The sequence below is a fragment of the Bradyrhizobium yuanmingense genome, from assembly GCF_029167105.1.
Lineage (GTDB): Bacteria > Pseudomonadota > Alphaproteobacteria > Rhizobiales > Xanthobacteraceae > Bradyrhizobium > Bradyrhizobium yuanmingense_A.
Map to the genome: position 1 here is coordinate 53,686 of NZ_JARFML010000021.1, position 17,214 is coordinate 70,899.

Annotated in this window: 18 protein-coding genes; 10 read left to right on the forward strand and 8 right to left on the reverse strand. The window is 65.0% G+C overall.

The window, feature by feature from the left end; genetic code table 11:
• Positions 1–162 precede the first annotated feature (162 nt).
• From P0R31_RS25350 to P0R31_RS25360, 3 genes are all read left to right on the forward strand, one after another.
• On the forward strand, positions 163–1,140 hold the full coding sequence (locus P0R31_RS25350) for a tripartite tricarboxylate transporter substrate binding protein (protein ID WP_275517008.1): 978 nt from the start codon (positions 163–165) through the stop codon (positions 1,138–1,140).
• A gap of 148 nt (positions 1,141–1,288) precedes the next feature.
• Positions 1,289–1,774, forward strand: a complete 486-nt coding sequence (locus P0R31_RS25355) for a tripartite tricarboxylate transporter TctB family protein (RefSeq protein ID WP_275517010.1) — start codon at positions 1,289–1,291, stop codon at positions 1,772–1,774.
• 4 nt (positions 1,775–1,778) lie between these two features.
• Positions 1,779–3,287 (forward strand): tripartite tricarboxylate transporter permease, encoded by a 1,509-nt coding sequence (locus tag P0R31_RS25360; RefSeq protein WP_275517012.1) that lies wholly within the window; start codon positions 1,779–1,781, stop codon positions 3,285–3,287.
• Between the two features lie 114 nt (positions 3,288–3,401).
• On the opposite strand, the gene P0R31_RS25365 is transcribed toward P0R31_RS25360, so the two are convergent.
• Positions 3,402–5,096 carry a bifunctional diguanylate cyclase/phosphodiesterase gene (locus P0R31_RS25365; protein WP_275517013.1) on the reverse strand — a complete coding sequence of 565 codons (1,695 nt, stop codon included), beginning with the start codon at positions 5,094–5,096 and terminating at the stop codon, positions 3,402–3,404.
• A gap of 221 nt (positions 5,097–5,317) precedes the next feature.
• Here P0R31_RS25365 and P0R31_RS25370 point away from each other — a divergent pair, with 221 nt between their 5' ends.
• Positions 5,318–5,578, forward strand: coding sequence for a hypothetical protein (locus P0R31_RS25370; protein ID WP_275517014.1), 261 nt, complete (start codon positions 5,318–5,320; stop codon positions 5,576–5,578).
• A gap of 207 nt (positions 5,579–5,785) precedes the next feature.
• Here the strand turns inward: P0R31_RS25370 and P0R31_RS25375 are convergent, their stop codons facing one another.
• The 3 genes from P0R31_RS25375 to mtgA all read right to left on the reverse strand — a co-directional run bounded on the left by P0R31_RS25375 (position 5,786) and on the right by mtgA (position 7,593).
• Positions 5,786–6,427, reverse strand: coding sequence for a hypothetical protein (locus P0R31_RS25375; RefSeq protein ID WP_275517123.1), 642 nt, complete (start codon positions 6,425–6,427; stop codon positions 5,786–5,788).
• A 139-nt stretch (positions 6,428–6,566) separates the two neighbouring features.
• Positions 6,567–6,749, reverse strand: a complete 183-nt coding sequence (rpmF, locus tag P0R31_RS25380) for a 50S ribosomal protein L32 (RefSeq protein ID WP_007598106.1) — start codon at positions 6,747–6,749, stop codon at positions 6,567–6,569.
• Between the two features lie 169 nt (positions 6,750–6,918).
• Positions 6,919–7,593: a monofunctional biosynthetic peptidoglycan transglycosylase gene (gene mtgA / locus P0R31_RS25385; RefSeq protein ID WP_275517015.1), complete on the reverse strand. Its 675-nt coding sequence runs from the start codon at positions 7,591–7,593 to the stop codon at positions 6,919–6,921.
• Between the two features lie 161 nt (positions 7,594–7,754).
• Here mtgA and P0R31_RS25390 point away from each other — a divergent pair, with 161 nt between their 5' ends.
• Positions 7,755–8,678 carry a polyprenyl synthetase family protein gene (locus P0R31_RS25390; RefSeq protein WP_275517016.1) on the forward strand — a complete coding sequence of 308 codons (924 nt, stop codon included), beginning with the start codon at positions 7,755–7,757 and terminating at the stop codon, positions 8,676–8,678.
• A 130-nt stretch (positions 8,679–8,808) separates the two neighbouring features.
• Here P0R31_RS25390 and P0R31_RS25395 read toward each other — a convergent pair whose 3' ends face one another.
• A complete protein-coding gene (locus P0R31_RS25395) occupies positions 8,809–10,602 on the reverse strand; it encodes a caspase family protein (protein WP_275517018.1) in 1,794 nt (597 codons plus the stop codon).
• Positions 10,603–10,783: 181 nt separating this feature from the next.
• Positions 10,784–11,212, reverse strand: coding sequence for a GFA family protein (locus tag P0R31_RS25400; RefSeq protein WP_275517020.1), 429 nt, complete (start codon positions 11,210–11,212; stop codon positions 10,784–10,786).
• 94 nt (positions 11,213–11,306) lie between these two features.
• Here P0R31_RS25400 and P0R31_RS25405 point away from each other — a divergent pair, with 94 nt between their 5' ends.
• From P0R31_RS25405 to P0R31_RS25415, 3 genes are all read left to right on the forward strand, one after another.
• A complete protein-coding gene (locus tag P0R31_RS25405; RefSeq protein WP_275517021.1) occupies positions 11,307–11,681 on the forward strand; it encodes a nuclear transport factor 2 family protein in 375 nt (124 codons plus the stop codon).
• Between the two features lie 182 nt (positions 11,682–11,863).
• Positions 11,864–12,721, forward strand: a complete 858-nt coding sequence (gene bla, locus P0R31_RS25410) for a class A beta-lactamase (protein ID WP_275517023.1) — start codon at positions 11,864–11,866, stop codon at positions 12,719–12,721.
• A gap of 47 nt (positions 12,722–12,768) precedes the next feature.
• Positions 12,769–14,376 (forward strand): Na+/H+ antiporter, encoded by a 1,608-nt coding sequence (locus tag P0R31_RS25415; protein WP_275517025.1) that lies wholly within the window; start codon positions 12,769–12,771, stop codon positions 14,374–14,376.
• 32 nt (positions 14,377–14,408) lie between these two features.
• Here P0R31_RS25415 and P0R31_RS25420 read toward each other — a convergent pair whose 3' ends face one another.
• Positions 14,409–15,221, reverse strand: a complete 813-nt coding sequence (locus tag P0R31_RS25420; RefSeq protein ID WP_275517027.1) for an N-acetylmuramoyl-L-alanine amidase — start codon at positions 15,219–15,221, stop codon at positions 14,409–14,411.
• A gap of 119 nt (positions 15,222–15,340) precedes the next feature.
• Positions 15,341–16,237 carry a TauD/TfdA dioxygenase family protein gene (locus P0R31_RS25425; protein WP_275517029.1) on the reverse strand — a complete coding sequence of 299 codons (897 nt, stop codon included), beginning with the start codon at positions 16,235–16,237 and terminating at the stop codon, positions 15,341–15,343.
• A 142-nt stretch (positions 16,238–16,379) separates the two neighbouring features.
• Here P0R31_RS25425 and P0R31_RS25430 point away from each other — a divergent pair, with 142 nt between their 5' ends.
• Entirely contained in the window at positions 16,380–16,769 is a 390-nt protein-coding gene (locus tag P0R31_RS25430; protein WP_275517030.1) for a DUF7662 domain-containing protein, read from the forward strand.
• Complete coding sequence (locus tag P0R31_RS25435; protein ID WP_275517031.1) at positions 16,762–17,181, forward strand: type II toxin-antitoxin system VapC family toxin; 420 nt, start codon at positions 16,762–16,764, stop codon at positions 17,179–17,181. Before P0R31_RS25430 ends, P0R31_RS25435 begins: the two co-directional genes overlap by 8 nt.
• The last annotated feature ends 33 nt before the right edge of the window (positions 17,182–17,214 follow it).

Consider the following 17,214-nt stretch of genomic DNA (forward strand, 5'->3'; position numbering starts at 1 on the left):
CAAACGACGAATTGTCGCAGATGTCGGCTCTGTCGGCGTTGGCTGACCGACGGCCGCACAGCGATGTGCGCAACACGCTTTTCTTCTCCGTCAAATTCAGGAACAATCGCCTCACAACGAGAGACGGCGACCCCAGAGAGGCCGCCGCGAGGGAGGCTTTCGATGTCGGGATACGGGCTGAAGACGATTGCATTTGCCGCGGTGCACGCCGTCATGGGCGCATTGCTCTCCACGGCCGTCAATGCGCAGGACTACCCGACGAAGCCGATCACGTTGATCGTGCCTTGGCCGGCCGGCGGATCGACCGATATCTCGATGCGCGCGATCGCCGAAAGCGCCTCGAAGGTGCTGGGGCAGCCGATCGTGATCGACAACAAGGCCGGCGGCGGCGGCACGGTCGGACCGGCGACGATGGCGGCGGCGGCGAAGCCGGACGGCTATACCATCTCGCAGATTCCGATCACCGTGTTCCGCCTGCCCCTGATGCAGGAAGTGTCGTGGGATCCGGCAAAGGATTTCACCTATATCGTCCATCTCACCGGCTACACTTTCGGCGTGACGACCAGCGCGGAATCGCAGTTCAAGAGCTGGAAGGACGTGGTGGAGTTCGCAAAGGCGAATCCGGGCAAGGTGACCTATGCCACGCCCGGCGCCGGCACCTCGCTGCATATCGGCATGGAGCAGATCGCCGCGATGTCCGGCATCAAGCTGACCCAGGTCCCTTTCAAGGGCGGGGCGGAGACCAACGCCGCCGTGCTGGGGCAGCACACCATGCTGCAGGCTGATTCCACGGGATGGCGACCACTGGTCGACGCCGGCAAGCTGCGGCTCCTGATGGTGTGGACCGGCGCGCGGTCGCCGAACTATCCCGACGTGCCGACGCTGAAGGAGCTCGGCTATCCCATGGTCTATGATTCCCCGTTCGGCATTGCAGGACCGAAAGGGATGGATCCAAAGATCGTCGCCAAGCTGCACGATGCCTTCAAGAAGGCGGTCGAGGATCCAGCGGTGATCGCCACGCTCGCCAAATACGACATGGTGCCGAACTACAAGAACACCGAGGACTACAAGAAGTTCATCGTCGAGGTCACGGCGTCCGAGCGCAAGGTGATCGAGACGCTCGGGCTCGCGAAGAAGTAAAGCTCTGCTGCCACACGCGCTGGCGTCATCCTGAGATGCGAGCCGTACTTGCGGCTCGCCTCGAAGGATGGATCGGGGCACCGTCGCCCTTCGAGGGCTACGCTGCGCTCTGTCACCTCAGGACGACGGTGATCTCAAGGCGTTTCATATGAACAACGACACCAACGTCAAGCTGCGCCTCAGCAACTCCGAACTCTGGGGCGGGCTGATCGGACTCGCGCTCGGCGGCTTCGTGGTCTGGTCGGGCTTGAGGCTCAAGCTCGGCACCATCAACGATCCCGGCTCCGGCTATGTGCTGTTCTACACGGGCATCCTGATGTGCGTGTTCGCGGGCGCCATCATCGTCTCGGCGATCACCGAGGGCGGGCCGACGCTGGCCTCGCGCTGGGAGAACGTGCGCTGGAGCAAGCCGCTTGTCCTCATCGCCTGCCTCACCGCATTCGCCTTCGCGCTGGAGCCGCTGGGATTCCTGCTGTCATCGATCCCGCTGATGCTGCTGCTGTTGCGGCTGATCGATCCGGTGCGCTGGACGCTGGCGATTCCGATCGCGGTGCTGGTGCCATTGGGCATGTGGTGGGTGCTCAAGCGGCTGCTGTTGATCCAGTTGCCGTCAGGCCTGTTCGGAATCGGCTGACCCCATGGATACGCTCGTCAACGTGGCACATGGTTTCGGCGTCGCGCTGCTGCCGATCAACCTGCTCTATTGCTTCATCGGCGTCTTCATCGGCACGCTGGTCGGCGTGCTGCCCGGCATCGGCCCGATCTCGGCGATGTCGCTGCTGCTGCCCGTGACGCTGTCGGGCACGCCGGAATCGGGCATCATCATGATGGCCGGCATCTATTACGGCTCGATGTATGGGGGCTCGACCACCTCGATCCTGGTCAACATTCCCGGCGAGGCCGCCTCGGTCGTGACCTGCATCGACGGCCACCAGATGGCGAAGCAGGGCCGCGCGGGCCCCGCGCTCGGCATTGCTGCATTCGGCTCCTTCGCTGCCGGCACCTTTGCGCTGGTTGCCTTGATGCTGGTGGCGCCGAAGCTTGCCAGCCTCGCCATTGCCTTCGGCCCGGCCGAATATTTCAGCCTGATGGTGCTAGGCCTCGTCGTGCTCACCTTCCTCACCCAGGGATCAATGCCGAAGGCATTGCTGATGGCGTGCATCGGCGTCGTGCTCGGGCTGATCGGGCTCGACAGCATCACCGCGCAGCCGCGGCTGACCTTCGGCCGCATGGAGCTGATCGACGGCATCGGCCTCGTGCCCGTGGTGATGGGCTTGTTCGGCGTCGCCGAGGTGCTGCTCAACACCGAGCAGGCGATCAAGCGCGACGTCATCAACACCAGGATCACCCATCTCCTGCCCAGCCAGGAGGACTGGAAGGCGAGCGCAGGTCCGGTCGGCCGCGGCACGATCCTCGGCTTTTTCCTCGGCATCCTGCCGGGCGGCGGCGCGGTGATCTCGTCATTCGCGTCCTACGCGCTGGAGAAGCGGCTGTCGAAGACGCCCGAAAGGTTCGGCCATGGCGCGATCGAGGGCGTCGCCGGCCCGGAATCGGCGAACAACGCCGCGGCCGGCGGCGCCTTCATTCCGCTGATGACGCTCGGCATCCCGCCGAACGTGGTGATGGCGCTGCTGCTCGGAGCCTTCGTCATTCACGGCCTGCAGCCGGGGCCGCTGCTGATCACGCAGAACCCCGGCCTGTTCTGGGGCATCGTCGCCAGCATGTATATCGGCAACGTCATGCTGCTGATCCTGAACCTGCCGATGATCGGCATGTGGGTGCAACTGCTCAAGCTGCCCTACAACATCCTGTTCCCCTTGATCATCCTGTTCACGATCCTCGGCGTCTACTGCTCGAGCAACAACGTGTTCGACGTCTATGTGATGATCGCGTTCGGGATCATCGGCTATTTCATGCGAAAGCTCGGCTACGAGCCGGCACCGCTGGTGCTGGCTTTCGTGCTGGGTCCGATGATGGAGAACAATTTGCGCAAGTCGCTGATCCTGTCGCAGGGCGATCTCTGGACCTTCGTGCAGCGGCCGATTTCGGCAGTGTGTCTTGCGTTTGCGCTGGTGCTGCTGATCGCGCCGCTGCTGCCGTCGCTACGCAAGAAGCGCGAGCTGGTGGCGCTGGACGAGGGAGCGTGAGGAGATCTCGTAGTCTGTAGGGTGGATTAGCCGAAGGCGTAATCCACCGCTTCTCTCTCGACGCGGACAGTAAAGTGGTGGGTTACGCCTTCGGCTAACCCACCCTACAGCATCTCAGCTCGCCGCAGGCAGAGCACTGTCCGACGGCACGCCCCACGGCCGCTCCGCCGAAGCCAGCCCGATCAGGCGGCCCTGGATGTAGTCGCAGCCCCAGTCGCGCAACATGTTTGCGGCTTCGTCGTCCTGCACCCATTCGGCGACGGTCTTGATGTCGAGGCGGCGGGCGAGATCGATCAGGGTCTGCACGAAGGCGCGGTCGTCGGCGGAATGGGTGATGTTCTGCACGAAGGCGCCGTCGATCTTGACGATGTCCACCCCGAGCTTGCGCAGATTGCGGAACGAGGTGTAGCCGGCGCCGAAATCGTCGATGGCGATACGGCTGCCGAAATGCTTGAGGCGGCTGACGAAGGCGCGGACATCGTCGATGTCCTGGATCGCGACCGTCTCGGTGATCTCGACGATCAGCCGCTCGGCAACGCCGGAATGGGCCAGCATCAGCGATTCGATCCCCGCCCACCAGTCCGGATCCATGGTCGTATCCGGCGAGATGTTGAGGCTGAGGCAGACGTCGGGCGCCGCCGCGAGCTCGGCGACCACGAGCTCGAGCACGCGGTGATCGACCAGGCGGATCAGGCCGAGCCGTTCGGCGACCGGCACGATGTCGGGCGCGAGCAGCACCTGGCCGTCGCCCTGGTCCATTCGCACCAGGCATTCATGGAATGCGCGCTCGCGCGAGACAGCCGAGACCACGGGTTCATAGGCGAGCCTGATGCGGCGCTCGTTGAGCGCGGTGACGATCTCGTCAGTGACGCGGATGTTGACGCGGCGCTGTGCGTCGCGCGCGGCATCCGGACGCCAGGCCGCGAACGAGCCGGAGCGGCGGCGCTTGGCGGCGTCCAGCGTCTCATGGGCGCGGTTGACGGCCTCGTCGGTGTTGCGGGCATAGCGCGGCAGGCTGACCGCGCCGATCGAGGCGGTGACCGAGACCGGACCGGATTTGGTCGGCACCACCTCGTCGCGGATGCCGGCGAGGAAGCGCTCGGCGGCCACGTTCATGTCGTCGACGGTGCAGTTCTTCAGGATCAGGCCGAACTTGTTGCCGGAGAAGCGCCCCAGCACGTCGCCGCCGCGCAGGCGCGCGCGAATGCGCTTGGCGACGTCGAGGATCACGGCGTCGGCGACGTCGAAGCCGAAGGCATCGTTGACGCGGGCGAGATGATCGATGCCGACCAGCATGAAGGCCGCTGTCGAGCGGAAGCGCGTCGTCTCCTCGATCGCCTCGGCCAGCGCTGCGATCAGATGCGAGCGGTTGAGCTCGCCGGTCAGCGGATCGAGCCGGGCCAGCCTGCTCAATTCCTCGTCCCGGGCGTGGCGCTCATTGTTGATGCGGACGGAGCCGATCGCTCGCGTGGGACGGCCGTCGGGACCTGCGAACCAGCGGCCGGTCTCCTCGATCCAGATCACGGGATCGGAGGCGCTCATGCGCACGCCGTACTCGATTCGGTAAGGGGTGCCGTCGGCGCCGTGCACCGGGGACGTCAGCGCCAGCGCCGCCGTCCGCAGCGTTTGCGCGGGCTCGATCAGCTTGGCGAATTCGGCGCCGGTCGAAAGCCGCTCGGCGGGAATGCCGGGGAAAACGGCGCTGACCTGCTCACCCCAGACGATGGCATCGCTGGCGATATCCCAGGCGAACACGGCGTGACCGAGCGCGGCCAGGATGTCGGAGGCTTGCGGCAATCCAGGGGTCAAAGTCGCCTCGTTTCGGGACAGTGGAGAAGTCCTGAGCCGGCACAGGATAGAGCCAGATTCGCTGCCGAACCTAGGCAAAGTTGATAAACAATTTGGAAACCACGTTTCCGCGGCGCGGGGAACCAATCCGGCCCGGCCGGCATAGGCCTTGCGAGTACAGGACTCGCACCGGCGCCTGCGTCCCGAAACGCGACAGTCTCGCCGGACCAACGGTGATTGCGATGTTGAGTACTGATCGATCGGACGTGGTGGACAACGGCACAGGCACGGCCCTGGTGCCGCTGATGCCGACGTTGCAATGGCTCCATAAGGTGCCCCTGCCCCGCCCCGATCCGAGCTTCGTCACCCAATTGATCGCCAACGCCGAGCAGTTGCCGCAGACGAGCCGGCTCCGCCGCGCGTCCTCCGAGGATGCGCTGATGGCCTATGGCAGCAAGCGCCCGCTCGGAACCGTCAGCGCTCGCACGCGTCAGGTGGCTTGATCGGCTTAGAGTGAGATGGCTCCTCTTCACCTCTCCCCCGCTTGCGGGGAGAGGTCGGAATTCGCGCGCAGCGCGGATTTCCGGGTGAGGGGGTACAGGTCCCACTACTAAGTCATGCGCAGAGTACGTCATGCGCAGAGAGAGAGCCCTCACCCCAACCCTCCCCGTAAGAACGGGGCGAGGGAGCGCATCGGCGATGCGGCAAGGTCAGCGCGGCGGCGTGTCGGAAGGCGGCGTGCCGTTCCCCGGCTGCAGCTGCGGCGAGGGAATTTCCGGCGAGGGAGCGCCCTGCACTGGCTTGGGCGCCGGGTGATCCATCAGCACGGATTCGGCGACGGATTGCGCGGTAGGCGCGGCCGGCGCCGGCTGCGGCGCGATCACCGGCTCGAACTTGCGCTCGGACTCCACGTCCTCCGCCGGCGCTTCGGCCCTGCGCTTGGCCTTACGAGGGGCGGGCACCGTGGTCTCGGCGACATAGGTGACGCGGCGGCGCGTGCGCTGGGCGATGCCAGCGAAGAAGTCCGCCATCGCCAGCAGCACCAGCAGAAAGAAGGTGGAGTTGCCGAATTTGGGCCACATCACGAATTCGGCAGCGGCCGCGCCGAAGATGATCAGCGACAGCAAATGATCCATCAGGAATTTCGAGCCCGGCCGCGCACCCTTGACCACCTCTAACAGCAGCAAGACGACGCCGAGCGCGAGCAGGAGATCGGCGAGCGTGACCGGCCAGACCTCTCCGGACACCATAGGCACCTTGAACAGCACGTCCGTGAAGGACACGGTCGGCATCAGGAAGGCGATGATGTTGTACACCGCGAGCGGAATCAGGAGCAGCGGGAAACCGACCATCGGCTTGATGCCTTCTCGATCAAGATATCCGGACAGAACAATGCAGCGGCGAAGCATCTGCTCCGCCGCCATCACCGTCTATCTCATGGGTTGGCCGAATCGGGCGGGTCCGATCTCCCGCCCGAGAAAGATCCTGGCTTCAGGACTCTTTCTTCTTCAGGACCTGGCGGCCCTTGTACATGCCGGTCTTGAGGTCGAGATGGTGCGGACGACGGAGCTCGCCGGAGTCCTTGTCTTCCACATAGGTCGGCTTCTTGATGGCGTCCGCCGAGCGGCGCATGCCGCGGCGCGACGGCGAGGTTTTTCTTCTCGGAACGGCCATTTCAATATCCTCTAGGGATTGGTGTCATCAGGGCATCGTCCGCGAAGGGACGGCTCAGCACCCGCAATACGAGGCGAGCTGAATGCCGATCAAGGCCGCGCTTATAGAGGAAGGCTGGCCGTAAAGCTAGGCTCTTGGGCCGGAAAATGCGCCCGGAACGGGCCAAAAATCAGCGATTTTCGCGCCAACAGGTCGCAAGCGAGTTCGCCTGCCCCCGCGCCATATAGGTGGCTGCCAGCCGCCGGACGCCCGGTCCCGGGGTCCGGGCGCTGCGCTTGACCGGATTCGGCAGGATCGAGGCCAGAAGCGCCGCCTCGCGGGGCGAGAGGCTTTCGGCCGATTTGCCGAAGGCATAGGCGCTGGCCGCCTCGACCCCGAACTGCCCCTGCGGGCCGAGTTCGGCGATGTTGAGGTAGATTTCGAGAATCCGCTGCTTGGGCAGGACGAGGTCGATCCAAAGCGCCAGCGGGAATTCGAGCGCCTTGCGAACGAAGTCGCGCCCCTGCCACAGGAACAGGTTCTTCGCGACCTGCTGGGTGATGGTGGAGGCGCCCCGGAAGGCGGTGCCGTCCTCCCTGGCGTCGTCGATCGCCTCGCGCAGCGCCCCCCAATCGATGCCGTGATGCTTGCAGAAATGGGCATCCTCGGCTGCCACCACCGCGCGCGGCAGAGAGGGCGACATATCAGCGAGATCGATCCACTCCCGCTGCATCGGCGCGCCCCGCAGGCTGCGCCAGGCCATCAGCGTCGAAACCGGGTGGCCGGTGCGGTAGAACGGCGCGATCACATAGGGCGCGAGGACCACGAGCGCGAGCAGCACCAGCAGGATTTTGACGATGCGCAAATCGACCTTTCCGGTGCAAACTGAAGAGCGGCCACGGGCTGGAGTATTAAGTCTGTGATAATTCGGGCCTTTTCCAGCACTTTTTAGGCCTTCCAAACGATTGACTGGCGCGGGCGCATAAAGGATTGTCCCGCCGAATTTTAGTTCTGGAGCCCCTCTTGATGAACGGCACGTCCCCGTCCGATTTCGCCAAACGTCTGGACAAGACCGCTGATGACACCGAAGCCCTGCTCGGGCGCCTGCTGTCGGACGACATCCTGCATGACGAAATCGCCCGGCCCAAGCGACTGATGGACGCAATGCGCTATTCGAGCCTGAACGGCGGCAAGCGCCTGCGGCCGTTCCTGGTGGTCGAGAGCGCCGCCGTGTTCGGCGTGCCGCGCGAGGCGGCCCTGCTCGTGGGCGCCGCGCTCGAATGCATCCATTGCTACTCGCTGATCCATGACGACCTGCCGGCCATGGACAATTCGGACCTGCGCCGCGGCCGCCCCACCCTGCACAAGCAGACCGATGACGCCACCGCGATCCTCGCCGGCGACGGCCTCCTGACGCTCGCCTTCGACATCATCACCCGCGACGAGGTCCATCGCGACGCCAATGTGCGGCTGCTCCTGACGCGTGCACTGGCGCGCTGCGCCGGCATCGGCGGCATGGTCGGCGGCCAGATCCTCGACCTCGCCGGCGAAGGCCGCTTTGGCGGCAACGAGCCGATCGATGTCGCCCGTATCCAGCAGATGAAGACCGGCGCGCTCTTGCGCTACGGCTGCATTGCCGGCGCGATCCTCGGCCAGGCCTCGCAAAACGAATATCAGGCGCTCGACGATTACGGCCGCGCGCTCGGCGAAGCCTTCCAGATCGCCGACGATCTGCTCGACGTCGAGGGCGATGCGGCCGCGCTCGGCAAGCCGGCCGGCGCCGATGCCGCGCTCGGCAAGACCACCTTCGTGACCCAGCTCGGGATCGAAGGCGCCAAGCAGCGCGTGCGCGACCTGCTCGCGCGCGCCGACAGCGCCGTCTCGATCTTCGGCGACCGCGCCGCAATTTTGCAGGCCGCCGCGCGTTTCGTGGCCGAGCGGAAGAACTGACCTTAAAGCGCGACGCGATTAGGATGAATCGTCATCGCGCTTCAGGTTATCGTTCGAGCACGATCTTTTCGGAAAACCGCTACACACTTTTCCGGATCATGCTCCAGGTGGTCAGGGAAGCCGTGCCATTTCAGTTGCAGACCTCGGCATTGGCGTCGACGTGGGGACCGCCGCCGCCGCGATAGACGAGGCGGCAACCGGGCCTGACCGGCCGGCAGAGCAGAGCGTTGCAAAAGATCTGACCACTGCCGCTCGAGGCACGGCCCGCGCCAGCCGCCGCAGCTGCACCGTAGCCGCCCGCTGCAGCACCGGCCCGCTGCCGTGCGGGGCGGTCCTCGCCGTCGTCGCGCCGCGAGGTCGCGGGCTTTGACGCGGGCTTGGCGGCGCGCTTCTTCTCGCATTCATTGTCGTCGTTCAGCACATAGCCGTTGCCGCAAACGATCCTGGTGCACTTGTCGCCTTCGGCCTTGAAACCATGCTCGCAGACCAGCGGGCAGACCCGCGACGGCTGGGCCTTGACCGCATCGAGCGCGTCGGTGCTCGCCACCTTCACGTCGAGCTTGGTGCCGGCATAGCGATTGAACTGCGACAGCGACCGCTGCGAGGACGTGTTCCAATTGCCGTCGGCCTGCCCGGAGAAGCAGCCGACGCGGCCGAGCTCGCTCTGCACCGAGCGGTTGAGGTCGGCCGGCGCGGTCGCCGGGGTGAGGGCGGCGACGTTGGTGCCGGCGGCGCTCGTGGTGTTGCCCGGCGCAACGCCCGGCGCCGTGGCGGCGAGGTTGACGCGCTGCTGCTCGGCGGCGGCCGCCTGCTGCTGTGCCTGCTCCTTCGCCTTCTGCGCAGCAAGCTGCGCCTGCTCAGCGGCCTTCGCATCGGCCGCGGCCCTGGCTTGCGCATCCTTCTGCGCGCCGAGCGCAGCAAGGCGGTCGCGCTCGGCCTCGGCCTGCTTCGCTTTCGCGATCGCCGCCGCATGCGCCTGCTCCGCGCCGATCTTCTCGAGCTGGAGCTTGGCAAGGCTCGCATAGAACCCCTCGGGATGCTGGGCGAGGAAGGCTTCCCACGCCGGCCGGTTGCCGACCTGGAGCGCGAGCTCGTAGTCGCGGCGGATATCGGCCTGGGGATTGGCTACGGGCGCCGCCGGCGCCAGCTTGACCGGCACCAGCGGCACGTCCTCGCCACCCAGCGAGCCGTAGACGAACGGCTCCTGCTTGTTGCCGGTCGACTTCAGCACATCGTCGCGCACGAAGCCGAAGGCGCGGCGGACGTCGAGGCCAGGCGTCGTCAGATGCTTCGACAGCGCGATGGTGAACGGGCTGTTGGCACCGTCGCCGTCCTGCGCGGTGAAGCCGGCCTTGGCCGAATAGGCGATCAGCGTGTTGGGGCTGGACGGCTCGACCTGGGCGAGGCCGCGGCCGATGCCGCGCGAAGCGACCGTGCGCTTCATCCGCTTGCTGAACGGATTGTCGCGGCAGGCATCGAGGATCACCAGACGCAATTGCTTTGCGGGCTCGACCGCGACCAGGACACGGTCGAGGGAGAGCGCCTCGTCAAAGACGTCGGTGTCCCGCTCGAGCTTGGCATCCACCGGGATCAGATAGTTCGAGCCCTCCACCTCGATGCCGTGGCCGGCGTAGTAGACCACGGCGATTTCGGCGTCGCGGGTCGCGTCGGCGAAGTCGCGCAGCACGCGCCGCGTCTCCAGCGCCGACAGATCGTGCCGGGAGTCGACGACGTCGAAGCCGGCCTCCTTCAGGGTTTTGGCCATCACCGACCCGTCATTGACAGGATTGGCGAGCGAGGGCGCGTGCTGATAGGCCGAATTGGCCAGCACCAGCGCCACGCGCTTTCCGGCAAAAGCCGGCCCGGCGCCGAACATCAGGCCGAGGGCGACGAAAAGCGGACAAAGTCTGAGCAAGCTGCGCATGACACGACTTCCGCTGTTTCCGGGCCGTCCGGCCCTTTGGGACCGCTTTAGCAACATCCTCCGCCGGCGCTTGTGATGGAGGTCACGAAGCGACCCCGACGGCAGGCCGTACGACCTCTTTTGTTTGTCGCGCCAGCGCTGTCGCGGTTCGCCAACGGACGGCAGTGCGGACCGGGTTCCGTCAGACAACCCCGATGTGCTCCCGATATTGCGGCAGGTCGTCTGCAATTTCATGCCAGGGCGCCTTCGAGCCGACGAAAATATGGGCGCTCGGCCGGATCGAGGGGGCATCGACCAGGGTTCCCATGGCGACGTGGACCCACTCTCCCTCCCGGACCCGGGAATAGAGCAGCGAGCCGCAGCGGCCACAATGCGCGTCATGGGTAGTGTCGTCGCCGACAATCATCCGGAGGTCGCCACCCCTGACAATACGAAGCCTGTCTTGCCGGATGCCGGCGAAGGGCTTGAAGGCGGCACCGGTGGTGCGCCGGCAATTCGAGCAGTGGCAGTTCATCGCATAGGCGAACGAATCGGCCACCTCGAAGCGCACGGCGCGGCAAAAGCATTCGCCGACAAGAATGCGAGCGTTCGAATTTTCTGATTCTGTCATCGTGACGCCTTCACGCAAATCGCCGACACACCCATAGCGCATTTCAACGTGTGCGACTAAGTTGGCCCGAAGCCATCATGCAAAGGAACGATCCATGCGCCAGGACCGGTCGAGCGTCGAAGCCGTCGTGCAATCCTATTTTGACGGACTTTACGAGGGCGACGCCGACAAGCTCGGCGCCATCTTCCATCCCTCCGCCGATCTGCGCTGGGTCGAGAAGGGCGAGCTCCAGGTTCTGACCGTGCCGGACTGGCTCGACCGCGTGCGCAAGCGCGCCTCAGCCAAGGCCGAAGGCAAGCCGCGCGAGGACTTCATCGTCACCATCGACCGCTCGGACGACAAGACCGCTTTCATCAAAGTGCGCTGCCAGCTGCCGCCGCGCTATTTCACCGATTATCTGGTGGCGATGAAGCTCGCCGACGGCTGGCAGATCGTGTCGAAGTCGTACCGATATGATTTGAGGGAGTGACGGGCGCCGTCCTGCTGCCCGAATTCGGACGCACTCGCTATCCAATTCTCCGTCATTGCGAGCGCAACGAAGCAATCCAGTCTGTCTCCGCGGCGAGATTCTGGATTGCTTCGCTGCGCTCGCAATGACGACGCGGATGCAGAGTCCGCTCCATCTCCACCCCTGCTCGCCTGGAAATCATCATGCTTGTCGACCGCCGCTCCCTGCTCGCCTCATTCGCCTGCTTGGCCGCCTCTCCTGCGCTCGCCGGGGATGCCCCATCAGAACTCGAATCCTACGAGCGCGAGAGCGGCGGGCGGATCGGGCTCTATGCGGAGAATCTCGCAACCGGCAAGAAGCTCGCCTGGCGCGCCGACGAACGGTTCGTGATGTGCTCGACGTTCAAGGCTTCGCTCGCCGCCAACGTGCTGGCGCGGGTCGATCGCGGCGAGGAGCAACTCGCGGCCATGATCCCCTATGGCCAGGCGGATCTGCTGGAATACGCGCCGGTGGCGAGGGAAAATCTCGCGGCCGGCAAGATGTCGGTCGGCGAGATGTGCAGGGCGATCGTCGAGCTCAGCGACAACACCTGCGCCAATCTGCTGCTGGCGCGGATCGGCGGCCCCGCCGCGCTGACCGCCTTCTGGCGGTCGCTCGGCGATACCACCTCGCGGCTCGACCACAACGAGCCCGAGCTCAACCGCTCGCAGCCCGGCGACCCCCGGGACACCACGACGCCGGCGGCGATGGCGGGAAATTTGCGCCGGCTGGTCACGGGCGAGGCGCTGTCGCCTGCTTCGCGGGCCCTGCTCACCGACTGGATGGTGAACTGCAAGACCGGCGCAAACCGCCTGCGTGGCGGACTCCCGGCAGGCTGGAAGATCGGTGACAAGACCGGCAACAACGGCAAGGACGCCTCGGGCGACATCGCGGTCGCCTGGCCGAAGCCGGATACGCCGATCCTGATCGCGGCCTATACCCAGGGCGGTACGCCGAGCGCGGCGCAGATCGCATCCGCGTTCGCGCGGATTGGGCGGATGGTGGCCGAACGGCTGGCGTGAGCCGCGCATTGACGTAGCCGTCGCTTCCGGGTCAAGACATCCCTATCATGGAAGCGAAGTTTCAGACCTTTCTCATCCTGCTGGCCGTGCTGGCAGGCGTGGCACTGGCCGCACGACGCTTCAACGTCGCCCCTGCCATCCTGCTGATGCTGGCAGGCGTTGGCCTTGCTTTCGTGCCGGGCATGCCGACGGTGGAGCTGCCGCCGGAGCTGGTGCTGCTGGTGGTGTTGCCACCGCTGATCTACTCGGCCAGCGTCGCGATGAGCTGGCGCGAATTCAGGAAGAACCTGCGCCCGATCGTGCTGCTCGCGGTCGGCGCCGTGATCTTCACCACGGCGATGGTGGCGGCCGCCACGCACTACATGATCGGCCTGCCCTGGACCGTCGGCTTCCTGCTGGGGGCCATCGTCGCGCCTCCCGACGTGGTGGCGCCGCTCGCGATCGCCCGCCGCCTGAACATGCCGCGCCGCATCCTGGTCGTGCTCGAGGGCGAAGGTCTCGCCAACGACGCCACCGCGCTGATCCTCTATCGCTTCGCGCTCGCCGCGATCCTTGTCGGCCACTTCTCGCTGCCGCTCGCGGCCGGTGAATTCCTCCTCATCGTCGCCGGCGAGATCGCCTTCGGCATCGGCGTCGGCTGGCTCTCCTTGCGCTTCCGCAAATGGTCCGGAGATCCGCAGGTCGAGCTGACGCTGTCGCTGATCACGCCCTATGTCTCGTACTGGCTGCCCGAGCATGTCGGCGGCTCCGGCGTGATCGCAACGGTGGCCTGCGGGCTCTATGTCAGCTGGAACGGCCCATTGCTGATCTCCTCGGCGACGCGCCTGCAAGGCATCTTCTTCTGGGATCTCGTGATCTACCTGATCGAGGGCATGCTGTTCCTGCTCACCGGGTTCCAGATGCGCGCACTCTACGAGAAATCGAAGACTTTTCCGCTCGACGAAATTCTCATCGCAACCGCCCTGGTCCTGGTGATCGTCGTGATCGCGCGTTTTGCCTGGCTCTATCCCGCAACTTATCTGCCGCGGATGCTCTCCAGGTCGCTGCGCGAGCGCGATCCTTCGCCGCCATGGCAATGGCCGTTCGTGCTCGCCTTCACCGGCGTGCGCGGCGCGGTGTCGCTGGCCGCCGCGCTGGCGCTGCCGTTCACGCTGCCGAACGGCGAAGCGTTTCCGTATCGCGACCTGATCCTGTTCGTCGCCTTCGGTGTCATCTTGGTGACGCTGATCGGCGTCGGCCTGACGCTGCCGCCGATCGTGCGCTGGCTCGGCGTCGCCGAAGCCGGTCGTCACGAGCATGCCGCCGAGCACGAAGCGGAGATCGCCGCGCGCCGTCAGGCGCTGGAGGCCGCGCTGCAATCGCTCGACGCACTCACCACGGAAAAAGAGGTTTCCGACGAGGTGATGCGGCTGCTGCGCGCCCGCCACGAGATACGCCTCAACCAGCTCCCGGACTCGCTCGACCCCAACCGTCACGACGTCTCCGCCGCCGGCATCGCTCTGACCCGCGACCTGATCGCCGCCGAGCGCAAATTCATCCACAACCTGCTGCGCGACGGCCAGATCACCGACGAGACGCGGCGGCGGATCGAGCGCGATCTGGACCTGGAGGAGGCGAGCCTGGCGAACAGGGAATATCGGGCCGGGCCGCTGTAGCTTCCTCGTCATGGCGAGCGCACCTGAGCCAACTACCGCTTCTCGCAGAACTCCCTCATCGCAGCCGCAACGGCGCCCGCGACAGCCTCGTGCCGCTCCGGCGAGTTCATCTCCATCTCCTCGTCGCGGTTGATGATCGAGCCGGCCTCGAGCAGCACGGCGGCGCTCCGCGTCCGCGACAGCACGACCAGCCCGTCATAGCGGTAGACGCCGACGTCCTTGTCGAGCAGCTGGCGCCGGTAGCGGCCCATCACCGGCAAGGTGTACTGGCTCGCATAGTGCAGGCCCTGCTGCTTCAATTGCCAGCCGATCATGCGGGCCAGCATCAGGCTGGTGGCGAAGTGCGGATTCTGCCGCGACACGAACAGCGAGTGGCCCGAAAACCGGTCGCTGAAATAGCTCTTCGCGCCGTCGAATTCCCAGGTCTCGAGCAGCTTGTCCGGCACCGAATCATGATGGACCGACAGGAACAGATCGGCGCGGCCTTCGTTCGCGGCACCGACGCGCTTGAACAGGCTCGGCCGTGCCTTGCCGTCCGTGACGAGCAGACGGGTTGCGGCGAAGCCTTCCGACTTGAGCTTGGCCGTGATCAGCCGTGCGAGGCGGAAGTTGAAGCCGAACTCCGGATCATTGCGCGCGCTCAATGCACCGTAGGAGTCCGGGGTGTGGCCGACATCCACGACGATCCGGAATTTCGGCATCTCGCATTTGGCCGCCGACGACGGCTTCGGCCTGGGTCTAGCAATCTTTCGCGCAGCGGCAGCGTCGACTGCATCGACAAGGACGAGCGACGACAGCAGGATCGACGCGACCAGCCCGGCGATGATGCTCCGCGGTTGCCCCAAGCGCTGCTCCGCTGCCGTGATCCGCGGGCGACCGATGAGCCCGCGATTTGACTTCGGGAAGATTGGCGCGGGAATCGGGATGGGTCAACGCAAGATAGCGCTTGGGGCACGAAGAGCGATCACACCGGCCGCTCGCCCTTCACCGTCACGCGCGTGCCGGAGCGTGTGTGCGGCCAGTAGTCCCACATTGCGCGGTGCTGGGTGCAGCGATTGTCCCAGAAGGCGATCGCATTCTCGGTCCAGCGGAAGCGGCACTGGAACAGCGGGTTCTCTGCGTGCTGGTAGAGATAGGCGAGCATCGCGTCACTCTCGTCGCGCGGGATGCCGTTGATGTGGCGGGTGAAGCCGCGATTGACGTAGAGCGCCTTCTTAGCCGTGACCGGATGCGTGCGCACGACGGGATGCTCGGCATGAGGATAGGAGGGACGATCGGCAACGCCATAATTGGCATAGAGCCCGCGATAGATCGGCTCGCCGTCGTGCAGCGCCGTGAGCCCATCGAGATAGGCCTTCATGCGCTCCGACAGCGCCTCATAGGCCGCGTACATGTTGGCGAACAGCGTGTCGCCGCCGCGCGGCGGGCATTGCTTGATGTAGAGGATCGAGCCCATCGGCGGCTCGAGATCGCAGGAGACGTCGGAGTGCCAGCCCTCGCCATTGGCGCGCGGCGAATTCTCGTCCGCATAGATCTTCATCAAGGCCGGATCTTCGTCCTCGTGGGGAGCTGCGGGATGAAAATGCAGCTCACCGAACTTGCGGCCGAAGGCGAGGTGCTGCTGCGGCGTGATGTGCTGATCGCGGAAGAAAATGACGAGATTTTCGGCGAGCGCGCGGTGGATCTCGTCCATCTGCCGGTTGGAGCGGGCATCGCCATCGACGAGCTTGCCGATGTCGACGCCGGAGATTTCCGCGCCGATGATGGGCGTGAGCTGTTCGACGGCGATGGTCTCGTACGGCGCGCCGTCTTCAGCGGTGTGGCGATAGCGCGGGCCCTGCTTGCCGGCGAGTGAGCTCATGGCGCGTCTCCCGATCGTTGTTGATTGGGAGCCATCGTAGGCTTTGCGACAGCGGCCGCAAAGGGCAGCAAATTCCTGACATGCTTATAAATTGACACACTTATACATATTTAATAGTGTGTTTGAAGGTGGAGGCTCTATTATGGGCAAATATGAGCGACTTGGTGAATTTCTGAAGTCCCAACGGACCAAAGAGGTGCCGATGACCTTTGCCGAAATCGAGCGGGTCATCGGAAGCAAGCTCCCCCCTAATTCACCTCAGTATCCGGCTTGGTGGAGCAACAACCCGAGTAACAACGTCATGACCAAGGTTTGGCTTGCCGCTGGTTTTCGGACTGAACAGGTCGATACCAAGACACGGCGCGTGGTCTTTCGCCGCGTCGAACAAAGTGCCACCGAGACATCTGCCGTGCAGACCAAAAAGGAGGGACATCATCCGATCTTCGGCGCCCTGAAGGGCTCCGTCTACATTCCGGAAGGGGTTGACCTCACGGAGCCGGCCGATCCTGATTGGGGCAAAGTCTATGAGTGAGACGGCGCTTCTGCTCGATACTCACGCCGCGATATGGATCACCGAAGGACTCCCCCTCGCAACGAAAGCTCGCGAAGCGATAGATGCTGTCCAGCACGCGGGCAGCACGATCTTTGTCTCTCCGATTAGCGCGTGGGAAGTCGGCTTGCTGGTTTCACGTAACCGCATTGGCCTCTCGATGAGACCTGAACGCTGGTTTCAGAACGTGCTGGCTATCCCGGGGGTCGAGCTTGCCAAACTTACTCCGGATATCCTGATCGAATCGTCGTTCTTGCCCGGCACACCGCCGCGCGACCCTGCCGACCGCATCATTATTGCGACTGCACGCGATATCGGCGCAACACTCGTCACGCGCGATCGTCTTTTGCTGGACTATGGGGCGAGCGGGCAGATCAAAGCGCTCGCCTGCTGATCCCGCTCCGCCGCCAGACCAGAAAATCTCGTA

What these genes read in the sequence shown, in the direction of transcription:
- P0R31_RS25435 (WP_275517031.1), top strand. Translation starts at nt 16,762, where the DNA reads ATGAGTGAGACGGCGCTTCTGCTCGATACTCACGCCGCGATATGGATC.
- P0R31_RS25425 (WP_275517029.1), bottom strand. Translation starts at nt 16,237, where the DNA reads ATGAGCTCACTCGCCGGCAAGCAGGGCCCGCGCTATCGCCACACCGCT.
- P0R31_RS25360 (WP_275517012.1), top strand. Translation starts at nt 1,779, where the DNA reads ATGGATACGCTCGTCAACGTGGCACATGGTTTCGGCGTCGCGCTGCTG.
- P0R31_RS25350 (WP_275517008.1), top strand. Translation starts at nt 163, where the DNA reads ATGTCGGGATACGGGCTGAAGACGATTGCATTTGCCGCGGTGCACGCC.
- P0R31_RS25370 (WP_275517014.1), top strand. Translation starts at nt 5,318, where the DNA reads ATGTTGAGTACTGATCGATCGGACGTGGTGGACAACGGCACAGGCACG.
- P0R31_RS25375 (WP_275517123.1), bottom strand. Translation starts at nt 6,427, where the DNA reads ATGGTCGGTTTCCCGCTGCTCCTGATTCCGCTCGCGGTGTACAACATC.
- P0R31_RS25355 (WP_275517010.1), top strand. Translation starts at nt 1,289, where the DNA reads ATGAACAACGACACCAACGTCAAGCTGCGCCTCAGCAACTCCGAACTC.
- P0R31_RS25405 (WP_275517021.1), top strand. Translation starts at nt 11,307, where the DNA reads ATGCGCCAGGACCGGTCGAGCGTCGAAGCCGTCGTGCAATCCTATTTT.
- P0R31_RS25390 (WP_275517016.1), top strand. Translation starts at nt 7,755, where the DNA reads ATGAACGGCACGTCCCCGTCCGATTTCGCCAAACGTCTGGACAAGACC.
- rpmF (WP_007598106.1), bottom strand. Translation starts at nt 6,749, where the DNA reads ATGGCCGTTCCGAGAAGAAAAACCTCGCCGTCGCGCCGCGGCATGCGC.
- P0R31_RS25395 (WP_275517018.1), bottom strand. Translation starts at nt 10,602, where the DNA reads ATGCGCAGCTTGCTCAGACTTTGTCCGCTTTTCGTCGCCCTCGGCCTG.
- bla (WP_275517023.1), top strand. Translation starts at nt 11,864, where the DNA reads ATGCTTGTCGACCGCCGCTCCCTGCTCGCCTCATTCGCCTGCTTGGCC.
- P0R31_RS25400 (WP_275517020.1), bottom strand. Translation starts at nt 11,212, where the DNA reads ATGACAGAATCAGAAAATTCGAACGCTCGCATTCTTGTCGGCGAATGC.
- P0R31_RS25415 (WP_275517025.1), top strand. Translation starts at nt 12,769, where the DNA reads ATGGAAGCGAAGTTTCAGACCTTTCTCATCCTGCTGGCCGTGCTGGCA.
- P0R31_RS25430 (WP_275517030.1), top strand. Translation starts at nt 16,380, where the DNA reads ATGGGCAAATATGAGCGACTTGGTGAATTTCTGAAGTCCCAACGGACC.